This is a genomic window from Youhaiella tibetensis (assembly GCF_008000755.1).
GTDB classification, from domain to species: Bacteria; Pseudomonadota; Alphaproteobacteria; order Rhizobiales; family Devosiaceae; genus Paradevosia; species Paradevosia tibetensis.
This window is the reverse complement of the sequence record NZ_CP041690.1, coordinates 472,934-484,231: the sequence shown is the minus strand read 5'-3', so window position 1 is coordinate 484,231 and position 11,298 is coordinate 472,934. Positions and strand designations below refer to the sequence as shown.

The following is an 11,298-nucleotide window of genomic DNA, read 5'->3' as shown; positions in this document are numbered from 1 at the left end:
CTCCTCCCTCGCTCGCCGACGGCTTACTTGAATTGCGGTGCGCGCTTTTCGAGGAAGGCCTTGAGGCCCTCCTGAGCGTGCTGGCTCGATTGGGCTAGCGCCGTTGCCAGGCTTTCGGTGAAGAGGCCATCGGCCTGCGACATGTCCTGGATGCGGCTGAGCGCCTGGATGATCATGAGGTTCGAGAGCGGGGCATTAGAGGCGACCTGGGCCGCGATTTCCTTTGCCTTCGCCAAGGCCGCCCCGGCATCGACGAGATAGTGCGCCAGCCCGAGGCGAACGCCTTCCTCGGCGGCAAAGGTGCGGCCGGTGAGCATCATCTCCACCATGCGATCGGCGCCCAGGATGCGCCCGATGCGCGCCGAACCGCCGCCGCCCACGAAAATGCCGCGACGCCCCTCGGGAAGCTGGAAGAAGGCCGTCGCATCGGCGATGCGCACATGCGTCGCCGCCGCCATTTCGAGCCCACCGCCGATGACGGCGCCTTCGAGCGCCGAAATGACCGGCAGGCCGCCGAACTGGATGTTGTCCATCACGCGGTGCCACTGGCGCGAGTGCGCCATGGTTTCCTCGGGGGTACGGGCGACGTGCTCGGAAAGATCGAGCCCGGCCGAGAAGTGTCCGCCCGAACCGGTCAGGATCGCCACCTTCACCTCGCGAGGCGGGGCGCTGAAGAAGTTGCCCAGGGTTTCGATGGTCCGATCGTTGAGCGCGTTGCGCTTTTCCGGGCGCGCCAGCGTGAGGGTGGCGATTTCGGCATCAATCGAAATATCGACCAGGGTGGGTGTGGGTTCCAGGGCGTTCATGCAGCTTTTTCCAGTTCAGCGCGGCGGCAAGCGTACGGCGCCGTCCAGGCGGATGACGGTGCCATTGATCATGGGATTGGTAATGATGTGGAGGGCCGTGGCCGCGTATTCGCGCGGGAGGCCGAGACGACGCGGGAAAGGCAGCATCTGGACGATGCCCTGTCGCGCTTCCTCGGGCAGCCCTTCGGTCATGGCGGTTTCGAAAAGGCCGGGCGCGATGGTTGCGACCCGTATCCCGAAGCGCGCCAGTTCGCGCGCCGCCGGCAACGTCATCGAGGCGATGCCACCCTTGGAGGCGGCGTAGGCCGCCTGGCCGATCTGGCCGTCCTCATAGGCGACCGAAGCGGTATTGATGATGATGCCGGTTTCCCCGTCGTCATTGGCAGGTGTCAGGCCCGACATGACCCTCGCCACGACCGAGAGCATGACGAACGTGCCCGTCAGGTTGGTAGCGATGGTCTTCTCGAACGCGTCGATGGTGAGCGTCCCATCCTTGGGCAGGATGCGGGCGGCGGTGCCGATACCGGCACAATTGACGAGAATGCGCGGTGCTTCGCCATGGCGCTCCACGAGCCGCGCTACGGCGGCCTCGGCGTCGGCGCTGCTGGTGACGCTGCCGTTAAGGGCCAATCCGTCGCAACGCGCCGCGATCTCCCGCGCCCGCTCGCCATCCCTGTCGAAGACGCCGACCTTGGCGCCGGCGGCTGCGAGCGCCAGCGCGGTGGCGGCCCCGAGTCCACTGCCGCCTCCGGTCACCAGCGCTACTTTGCCTGCAATTTCCATCAAGTCCTCCTACCCGGCATTGGTTATTTCATATAACTATTATAGGAGCAAGGGCCGCCGGTTGTGGCGGAAAGTGGTTGTTGTTCAGTCTGGCGTTGCGTTCGGCTTCGAAGCCTCGATAATGCAAGGACTTGGGGTATTGGAGAGGGAGAGATCCATGGCGGCTGCCGAGGGCGCGACGCGGAAAAAGAGCCGGTCGGAGATCGACATGTCCTCGATGGACAAGGTCATCGGATATCGGCTGCGGCGTGCACAGCACTACGTGTTCCAGCAATTCGGCGAGCGCTTCGCCAAATACGACTTGCGGCCTTCCGAGTATTCGATCCTGGTCCTCGTGGAGGACAATCCCGGCCGCCGGCAGAACGAGATCGGCGACGTGCTTGGCATCAAGAAGGCCAATTTCGTCGCCCTGATCCGGGGGCTGGTCGAGCGTGGCTATGTGGAGCTTGCGCAGCCGCCTGCGGATCGCCGCGCCCACGCGCTTTATCTCACCGAGGCAGGCAAGGACCTGACGCGGCAGATACGGCAGACTCAGGATGACTTCGAGGCGCATTGCATTGATGTCCTGGGCGGGATCGACGCCCGCGACCAGCTGATGGCACTGCTCGACAGGCTGACGCCCCACAGGCCGCTTTGACCGGAAGGGCAGAGCCGTGGGAGCGGCCCTGCCCCGCCTGCCCTGCTACTCGACGAGACGAGGCTTCGGCTTGACGATGAAGCCGGGCGGGAACGGCGTGCCGGGAGCCGGCTTGCGCTGTCCGTCCACGATCACCGTCGCGCCGCGCTCTTCGTAGAACGAGACCAGGTGCTCGATCTTGCCGGCGTTCGGATACGGGTGGACGTAGCTCCAGGCGATGTTCTCGCGCGCCTCGCCCGAGGTCTGCACGGTCCAGTAGGCGCATTCGCCCTTGTAGGGGCAGGTCGTGCGCAGGTCGGTCGGGGTCAGGTACTGGCCGCGAATATCCTGGCGCGGGATGTAGAAGCGCGGCGGCAGTCCGGTCTCGTAGAGGATGCGCGACTGGTGCGTGTCGGCCACGATCACGCCATCCACCTCGACCTGCACGTGCCGGCTCGAGTGGCGCACTTCCACCGAGTGGTAGGGGTTGCGCGGACCGGTGATCTGGTCCTCTTCCTCATAGAGCCCGTCGAGCGCGCGGCTGTTGATGGCGATGTAGTTGCGCAGCGGCTCGGCGTCGCCCTCGGCCTTGTCCCAGATCCAGGCGGCATCGTCGATGACCTTGCCGTCCACGACCATGTCGTAGAAGGCGCCCTCGCCGATGCGCGGGTCGTGGCGGCGCTTGCCATTGGCGACGAAGGCCGAAAGGTCGGCGTGCTCGAGCGGCCAGTAATATTCGCAGCGGCCCATCCAGTAGGTGTTCTCCTCCATCTCGCGGGCGCGTTCGCGCGGGTCGCGGAATTCGATGAAGAGATAGGCTTGCTCGGAATCGGCGACCGTACGCCCGCGGAACTCAGCCCGGATGCGTCGCATCGGGGGATGCAGCACGAAGAAGGCGCCACGGAAAGCCAGGGTGAAAGGATCGTCCTTCACGACAGCATTGGTAGTCTGGGTCACAAATAATCTCCCTGGTGAGTTAAGCGACGCTGCGCAGGGTCTCGAGATCGAGATGGCAGCGAATCTGGTGGCCGTCCTCGCCGATGCGCCATGGCGGCGCTTCGGTCGTGCAACGGGTGGTGGCGTGCGGGCAGCGGGCGGCAAAGCGGCAGGCGCTGGCGGAGGGCTCGACCTGGTCGATCGAGGCGCCCTTGCGCGGGGAACCGCCGATCTCGCGCTCGGACGCCTTGAGCAGCGCGTCGGTATAGGGGTGGCGCGGGCCGGCGAAGATCTGGTGCGTCGGCCCGGTCTCGACGAGCTGGCCGAGATACATGACCCCGACCCGATCGGCGAGATACCGGACGACGCCGAGATCATGGGAAATGAAGAGGTAGGAGACCCGGTCTTCGACCTGCAACCGCGTGAGCAGGTAGAGGATGCCCGCCTGCACCGACGTATCGAGCGCCGAGACCGGCTCGTCGCAGAGCACGAGTTCGGGCTTTCCGGCGAAGGCGCGGGCGATGGCGACGCGCTGCTTCTGGCCGCCGGACAACTGGCGCGGACGCCGGTCGAGCAGGCCCTCGGGGAAGCGCACATCCTTGGCCAGCGTTCCGACCTCGGATTTTTCCTGTCCGCGCCGCGAGAGTTTCTTGATGGCGCGCCCGAGTGTCTGGCGAATGGAGAAGGAGGGGTTGAGCGTGGCTTCCGGGCTCTGGAACACCATCTGCAACGCCCGGATTTCGCCGAGCTCGCGCTGGCGCGTCTGACCGGCGAGCGGCCTGCCGTTGAGCCTGATGACCCCGCTTTCGGGCGTGATGAGCCCGGCAATGCAGCGCGCCAGCGTGCTCTTGCCGCTGCCCGATTCCCCGACCAGCCCGAAGGTCTCGCCACGGCGGATCGTGAGGGAAATGTCGTCGCAGACGGTGAGATCGCCATAGCGCTTGACCAGATGCTCGACCTCGAGGACGTGCTCATCGGCGATCGCTGGCACCTGGCTGGCTATCGGGTTCTGGGCCTCCGCGGCGTCGACCCGGTCCGGATAGAGGCAGCGGCTGGAATGATCCTCTCCCACCGCAAGCAGCTCGGGTTGCTTTGCGGTGCAGTTGTCGGTGCGCAGCGGGCAGCGCGGCGCATAGATGCAACCGGCCGGGCGGTTGTCCGGCGGCGGCACTTCCCCCAGGATCGGGGCCACGGGGTTGAGGATCTTGTGGTGTTGCGGGCTCGGCAGGCACGAGAGCAGCGCCGCCGAATAGGGATGCGCGGGCTTCGCCGTAACTGCCGCGGTCGCGCCGATTTCGATCAGCCGTCCCGCATAGAGGATGGCGATGCGCTCGCACACGCGCGACACCAGCGGCAGGTTATGGCTGATGAAGACGATGGCAGCCGCGTATTCGCGCCGCAGGTGCGCGATGAGGTCGATCACCTCGGCCTCCACGGTCGCATCGAGCCCCGTCGTGGGCTCGTCGAGCACCAGCACCGACGGGTTGCCCGCCAGCGCCATGGCGATCAGCACGCGCTGCTGCTGCCCGCCGGACAATTGGTGCGGATAGCGGCGCATCACGGCGGCGGGATTTTGCAGCGCGACGCGTGTCAGCAGATCGAGCGCGGCGGCTTCGGCCTCGGCTCTGCCGACCTTGCGGGCCGCGACCACCGCCTCCATCACCTGCCGGCCGATGCGCATGGAGGGGTTGAGCGCCCCGCCGGCCTCCTGCGAGACCATGGCGATGCGCGTGCCCCGAATGGCGCGCATCGCCTCGAAACCGGCGCGGGTCGTATCGAGCCCGCCGATCGTGATCGCACCCTTCAGGATCGAGGCGTTGCCGGGCAGGACGCCGAGAATGCTGGCGGCGAGCGTGCTCTTGCCGCAACCGGATTCACCGACGACCGCCAATGCCTCGCCCGGCGCCACCGAGAACGAAATATCCTCGAGCACCGGCAGCAGGCGACCCTGGCTGGAATAGGCGACGGAAAGATCCCTGACTTCGAGCGCTGGATTGGTCATGGCGTGGCCAGCACCTTTCTGAGCCGGTCGGCGATGAGGTTCACCGAGATGACGAGGGAAGCGAGCGCCAGGGCTGGACCGAGCGCCGACCAGGGCTGCACCTGGAGGTAGATGCGCTGCACGGTGATCGTCAGCCCCCAGTCCGCCGCAGGCGGCTGGAGCGAAACGCCGAGGAACGACAGCGAAGCGGCCGCGAAGATGGCGTAGCCGAAGCGGATCGTGGTCTCGACGGCCACCGGCCCCGAGATGTTGGGCAGCACTTCGCGCAGCAGGATATAGGCGTTGTTCTCGCGCCGCATGAGCGCGGCCGAAATGTAGTCCTTGTTGGTCTGCCTTAGCGCCGCCGCCCGGATGGTGCGGCTGACCGCAGGCGCGCCGAACAGGCCGATGATGACGATCATGGTCAGCTGCGAGGCGCCGATGGCCGAGATGATCATCAGGGCGATGATGATGGGCGGAAACACCAGCAGGATATCGACCGAGCGCATCAGCAGGTTGTCGATCCAGCCACCGAAATAGGCGGCGCAAAGGCCCACGAGGGTGCCGAGGCCGATGGTGATCACGGTGGCCAGCGGGGCGATGGAGAGCACGTCGGAGGCGCCGGCCAGGACGCGGGAGAAGACGTCGCGACCAAGGTCGTCGGTGCCCATCCAGTGTTCGGGGCTCGGGCCGGCAAGCGGAATGCCGATGCCTGTATCGAACGGCCCATAGGGCACGACCAGGGGCCAGGCCACGGCGATGAAGCACCAGAAGAGGATGACCGCCGCGCCAATGATGAAGCCGGGATTGCCCAGGAGCTGGCGCGCGATATAGGCCCGCTGCCGTCTGCGCTGGGCGGCGGCGGACGGAGCGGCTTCGGGAAGCGCAGCCAAAGGAGTGTCGCTCATCGTGCCCCTCCTCCGATGCGGACGCGCGGGTCGAGAATGGCAAGCGTCAGGTCGGACAGCAGCGTCATCACCATGACCACGATGCCGGCCACCAGAACGGCGGCTTCGAGCGTCTGCACGTCGTGCGACGTCGAGGCATCGAGCAGCAGCTTGCCGAGGCCCGGATAGGTAAACAGTTGCTCGACCACGACCAGCCCTCCCATGATGAAACTCGCCTGCAGCAGCGACAGCGAGATCGTGGGCGGCAGCGCATTGCGGAGCACGTGGCGGACGACGATCTGCCCCCGGCTCAGCCCCTTGAATGTCGCCGTCCGGATATAGGGCGCCTCGAGCACTTCCAGCGTGCCGCTGCGCGCCATCTTGGCGATGTAGCCGAAGGAGACAAAGACCACGGGCAGCGCGGGCAGGATCAGGTGGTGGATGGTCTCGATGAAGCCGGCATCGGCAGGCGCCATGGCGTTGATCGGAAACCACTTGAGACCGACCGAGAAGACGATCATCAGGATGATGCCGCTGACGAATTCCGGGATCACGGTCAGCGTCGCGCCGCCCACCGAGATCAGCTTGTCGATGGGTCCGCCCTCGTTCATCGCCGCGGCGATGCCGGCAGCGATCGAGGTGGGAATGAGGATGACCAGCGCCACCGCGGCAAGCTTGAGCGTATTGCCGAAGCGCGAGAGCACGACGTCGCGAACCGGCTGGTCGAGGCTTGCCGAATGCCCCCAGTCGCCGCGCAGGAAATCGAGGAGCCAGGTGAAGTAGCGGATCCAGACAGGCTGATCGAGGCCGAGCTGGCTGCGCAGCGCGGCGTATTGCTCGGGCGTCGCCTGGCTGCCGAGGATCGTCGTCGCCAGGTCGCCGGGCAGCAATTGCACCAGTGTGAACACCAGCGCCGATAGGATCAGCAGCATGGCCCCTATGAGGGCGAGCCGTCGGAGGAGAAAGGTCAACATCGGCGTTTCGCGCGAGGAATGCAGGAGGGGCCGGCCGGCGGGCCGGCCCCGATGCTCAGGAGTGTCAGGCGTCGAGCCAGGTGCCGGTGAGGTCGAGCTGGGAAGCCGGACCTGCCGGGAAGCCCTTGACCTTCTTGTTCACCGGACGCCGCGTCTGGGCGAAGTAGCCGATGATGGTCGGGGTATCCTCGTGCATGATCTTGGCGGCGTCGATCGCCAGCTGGCCACGCTTGGCCACGTCGATCTCGCCGTCAAAGGCCTTGGCCGCAGCGTCGAAATCGGCGCTCGAATACTTGCTCTCGTTGAAGGGAGCACCGGTGAGGTAGGCGGGCGTGATCATGGCGCCAGGCGTAGCACGCTCGCCCCAATCGGTCGCACCGAACGGCACGCTCAGCCAAGGCTGGTTGGCGTCGGCGCCGTAATACTCGGCCTGCGACTTGAGATCGAGCGTGATATCGAATCCGGCTTCCTTGGCCTGCGACTGCACCAGCTGCAGGTATTGCGGAATGTCCGCGTATTGCTGGGAGGTCAGGGTCAGCTTGAGACCATCGGCGTGGCCGGCATCGGCCAGAAGCTGCTTGGCCTTGGCGATGTCGCGGACGCGCTGCGGGATGGCCTCGTTGACCACCGCCGATTGCAGGAAGGCCGGAGCGAAGACGTGGTCGTTTCCGAGATCGGCCGCACCGCTATAGATGGTGTTGACGATCGCCTGGCGGTCGATGGAATAGGCCAGCGCCTGGCGGACGCGCTTGTCGGTGAAGGGCTCGGCGTCGACCTGCATGCGGATCGAGTTATAGGCGCTCGAACGCGCCGAGAGCACTTCGAAATCCGGGTTGGCGCTGATCGCGAGCACCGCCGAGCTTGCCAGCACCGGCAGGGCATCGACCTGCCCGCCCTGGAGGGCGAGGGCCATCGACTGGTCGTCGTCGAAGAAGACGATTTCGAGCCCGTCCAGGTGGATGTTGGCGGCGTCCCAGTAGTCCGGGTTCTTCACATAGCTGGCGCCCCGGTCGGCCGAATATTCCTTGAGCAGGAACGGACCGACACCGCCGACGGTCCCCTTGGCGAAGTCACCCTGGGTGTAGCCCTTCGGGAACCAAGCCGTGGCGCCGTAGGAAACGATGTACGGGAAGTCGACATAGGCACGGTCGAGGTGGAAGACCAGCGTCTGGTCGTCGGGCACTTCGTAATTGCCGTGCGAGAGGATGCCGCGATAGCCGGAAACGGTCGGCGACGGGCTGGCCGGATCGAGCAGAAGATCGAGCGCGGCGGCGATGTCGTGGGCGGTGAAGGCTTCGCCGCTGATCCACTTGGTCGGGCGGAACTTGAAGGTCCAGACCGTGGCGTCCTCGTTGGGCGCCCAGCTTTCGGCCAGGCCGGGAGCGAGCGAGCCGTCCGCCTGCAGGCGGCCAAGCGGAGGCAGCACGGGCTTGAGCACGAAGCCTTCGCTGCGGCTGCGCGAGGTCAGCGGATCGACTACGCCGCGCGGGCGGGCGATACCGAGCTTGAGCACGCCGCCCTGCTTGGGGGTTTCCTGGGCCAGGACCGACTTGTCGAAGCCGAAAAGCCCGCCCAGCAGGCCCAGGGACAGCCCCAGCGCAGAACCGCGCTTGAGCACTTCACGGCGCGACAGCGCGCCTGACTTGACGTCATTGCGGAGCTGGTCGGCGACTTCCAGCTGGAACGACGTGTGACGATTGAAAAACTTGTCCAAAATTTCCCTCGAACCGATCTATTTGCGACTGTTGCACTACGCATTCACCGTGCGTCACATGCCTTTCCGGCCACCGGCCGATAAGGCCCTTCCCTTTCGGATCGAGACCACGAACTTCCCCTGTGCGGTCCGATATAGTTATTGAATATAACTTTCTCTTGCTTGGCAAGACGCAAAATGAGAACGCCTGGCTACCGGGTCGCGAAGTTTGGGAACGATCGTTTCGCGGGGCCGGGCGCCGGGATGGAATCGCGGGCCGTTCCGCACCCGACGATCCTCGCCCGATCTATCACGCGGGGCGCTGCCCCAGGGCACCGGCGGCATGCAGCTTGTTGCCGCATTTCATCTGCGCTAGATGCCTCGCCCGTATTCAGTCGATGTTGGTAATGGGTGGGAGCGGTGATGCTTATCGGGGTCATTCTGCCCGTCATTCTGGCGGTGATCATGTTTTCGCTCGGCCTGGGCCTGCGCGCGGCCGACTTCTGGCGCATCGCCACGCAGCCCAGGGCATTCGGCGTCGGCGCCTTCAATCAGCTGATCGTCGTCCCGGCCGTGGCCTTTGGCGTTGTCACCCTCTTCGCGCTGCCCGCTGAGATGGCGCTGGGCGTCATGATCCTGGCGGCGTGTCCTGGCGGCGTGTTGTCGAACTCGGCATCCCGCTACGCCGGGGGAAACGTCCCGCTCTCGATCTCGCTGACCGCCGTGATCTCGCTGGTGTCCACCATCACCCTGCCGATCATCGTGGCCCTGAGCGCCGCCCATTTTCTCGGCACGGACGCTCCGGCGATCAGCGTGAGCGCGCTCGGGGTGCAGGTCTTCGTGCTGTCGGCCGTTCCGGTCGGCCTTGGCATGGCCCTCACCCGGTTCTTTCCCGGCTTGGTGGCGACCGCCGGCCCCTGGATTTCGCGACTGGCCTTCTGGCTCTTCCTGGCGATGATCCTGGCGGCGCTGATCAACAGCTGGGATGCCTTTTCACGCAGTTTCTGGGCCCTCGGGCCGGCGCTGATCGTCATGAACGCGGCCCTTCTGCTGATCGGGCTGTTGAGCGGCAGGCTGGCCCGGCTCAACGAGAAGGACATCACCACCATCGCCATCGAGTCGGGTACGCAGAACGGTTCGCTCGGCATCACGGTGGGACTATTGATCCTGGGCGCGAGCTCGGGCCTGCCCGACACTACCTTGCCCGCTGTGATCTATTCGATCACCGCCTGGTTCCTGACGATGCCGTTCGTGCTCTGGCGCCGTCGCCTCCCGGCACGGGCGGTCGTGGCGGCCTGAATGCGGCGACTGTGCATGGAATGCAAAAAGGCTTGCACGCCGGCATCAGTACCGGCCCATGCGCAACGGGGCCGAACCGGCTAGACTGGCTCGTGATGGCGGTGCTGCGCGCTCCGAACGCAGGGTCATTGCCAGCCCGGAGCGATGCCACTAACCTTCCGGGGATTGGCAGGGCGAGGTCCCATGCGACCCCACGAGCTCTGCGGTCACACAATTTGAGAAATCATTTCGACCCAAGTCTTTGCAATGCCACCCTCGGTGGCTCCGGGGAAGCAGGCCGTGACGTTGCGCAATATCGAGGGCAAGGGAAGCCGGCTGGTTCCCCGGCTGAAATTTTCGACGCAATCGGTCAAGGTCACTGAGCAGTTCGAGGCCTGGCGGGCCTTCAACTCGATGGCGGAGCTCGAGGCCGTCACCGCGCCGACGGAAGGGTTCGACGCCAGTTCGGCGTCCTATCACCTGGGCGGGCTCCAGCTCACCTCGTTCGAGCTCTCCCCGATGAATGTCCGCTACACCCGCGATATTCAGCGCAGGCTGGGCCTCGACCACTGGTGCCTGAGCGTGGTCACGAAAGGTCCGGTCGGCTACCAGAAGGACGACAGCGAACTCTCCGTTGCGCCCGGCAACCTGCTGCTACACTCCTATGCGGCCCCGTTCTCGGGGCAGATGGACAATACCAATTACAGCAGCCTGTTCTTTGCGCGCGACGATTTCTGGGACATAGCCGAGCATCTCGAGGGCGGCGCCAACCAGGTAATGGAAGGCCCGATGTCCCAGATCGTGCGCGACTTCATGCTGTCGCTGATCGCCCGGGCGGACGGATTGACCCAGGCCGATGCCTCCGCGATCACCGAGGCCTTCGGGCATCTGGTGCGGGCCATGGTCGTCAACAGTCCCGCCGCGATCGAGGCGGCCAGGGCGCCGATCGCGGCCGCCCAGTTCGACAGGGCGCGACGTTTCATCAACGCCAACCTCAAGTGGCCGGGACTGACGCCCGATGCCATCTGCGCCAATATCGGCGTGTCGCGCCGCCAGCTCTTCTACCTCTTCGAGCAGCATGGGGGTGTTGCGACCTACATCCGCAACCGGCGCCTCGCCGCGTGCTATGCGGCCCTGGCGAGGATCGAGGATGGCCGGCGCATCAGCGCCATCGCCTACGAATACGGCTTTCTCAACCTGAGTTCGTTCAACCGGCAATTCTCGGCCCGCTACGGCTTCAGCCCCAGCGAGGCCCGCGCCGCCGCTCACGACGGCCACGCCCTGCCCGGCACCGAAAGCACCTTCGTCGACTGGCTCCATCGCATCAGCGACCGATAGGCGCCG

10 protein-coding genes are annotated in these 11,298 nt (G+C 65.7%); 3 read left to right on the top strand and 7 right to left on the bottom strand.

Annotated elements, in window-relative coordinates; all coding sequences use genetic code 11:
• Window positions 1–23: 23 nt before the first annotated feature.
• Together FNA67_RS02440 and FNA67_RS02435 are read right to left on the bottom strand one after the other, a co-directional pair.
• Window positions 24–806 (bottom strand): crotonase/enoyl-CoA hydratase family protein, encoded by a 783-nt coding sequence (locus FNA67_RS02440; protein ID WP_049707570.1) that lies wholly within the window; start codon window positions 804–806, stop codon window positions 24–26.
• Between the two features lie 15 nt (window positions 807–821).
• Window positions 822–1,589 (bottom strand): SDR family NAD(P)-dependent oxidoreductase, encoded by a 768-nt coding sequence (locus FNA67_RS02435; RefSeq protein ID WP_147654929.1) that lies wholly within the window; start codon window positions 1,587–1,589, stop codon window positions 822–824.
• A gap of 157 nt (window positions 1,590–1,746) precedes the next feature.
• On the opposite strand from FNA67_RS02435, the gene FNA67_RS02430 reads away from it, so the two are divergent.
• Window positions 1,747–2,226: a MarR family winged helix-turn-helix transcriptional regulator gene (locus tag FNA67_RS02430; RefSeq protein ID WP_049707568.1), complete on the top strand. Its 480-nt coding sequence runs from the start codon at window positions 1,747–1,749 to the stop codon at window positions 2,224–2,226.
• Between the two features lie 45 nt (window positions 2,227–2,271).
• On the opposite strand, the gene FNA67_RS02425 is transcribed toward FNA67_RS02430, so the two are convergent.
• The 5 genes from FNA67_RS02425 to FNA67_RS02405 form a co-directional block, all read right to left on the bottom strand.
• A complete protein-coding gene (locus FNA67_RS02425) occupies window positions 2,272–3,162 on the bottom strand; it encodes a DUF427 domain-containing protein (RefSeq protein WP_049707567.1) in 891 nt (296 codons plus the stop codon).
• A gap of 19 nt (window positions 3,163–3,181) precedes the next feature.
• Entirely contained in the window at window positions 3,182–5,143 is a 1,962-nt protein-coding gene (locus tag FNA67_RS02420; RefSeq protein ID WP_147654928.1) for a dipeptide ABC transporter ATP-binding protein, read from the bottom strand.
• On the bottom strand, window positions 5,140–6,030 hold the full coding sequence (locus FNA67_RS02415; RefSeq protein ID WP_147654927.1) for an ABC transporter permease: 891 nt from the start codon (window positions 6,028–6,030) through the stop codon (window positions 5,140–5,142). Before FNA67_RS02415 ends, FNA67_RS02420 begins: the two co-directional genes overlap by 4 nt.
• Window positions 6,027–6,983, bottom strand: coding sequence for an ABC transporter permease (locus tag FNA67_RS02410; RefSeq protein WP_147654926.1), 957 nt, complete (start codon window positions 6,981–6,983; stop codon window positions 6,027–6,029). The genes FNA67_RS02415 and FNA67_RS02410 overlap by 4 nt, the downstream gene beginning before the upstream one ends.
• 64 nt (window positions 6,984–7,047) lie before the next feature.
• The gene (locus tag FNA67_RS02405) at window positions 7,048–8,697 is read right to left on the bottom strand and encodes an ABC transporter substrate-binding protein (protein ID WP_170267184.1); all 1,650 of its coding nucleotides are present in this window, start codon (window positions 8,695–8,697) and stop codon (window positions 7,048–7,050) included.
• 402 nt (window positions 8,698–9,099) lie between these two features.
• On the opposite strand from FNA67_RS02405, the gene FNA67_RS02400 reads away from it, so the two are divergent.
• Together FNA67_RS02400 and FNA67_RS22370 are read left to right on the top strand one after the other, a co-directional pair.
• Window positions 9,100–9,975 (top strand): bile acid:sodium symporter family protein, encoded by an 876-nt coding sequence (locus tag FNA67_RS02400; RefSeq protein ID WP_147654924.1) that lies wholly within the window; start codon window positions 9,100–9,102, stop codon window positions 9,973–9,975.
• A gap of 279 nt (window positions 9,976–10,254) precedes the next feature.
• A complete protein-coding gene (locus FNA67_RS22370; protein ID WP_170267183.1) occupies window positions 10,255–11,292 on the top strand; it encodes a helix-turn-helix domain-containing protein in 1,038 nt (345 codons plus the stop codon).
• The last annotated feature ends 6 nt before the right edge of the window (window positions 11,293–11,298 follow it).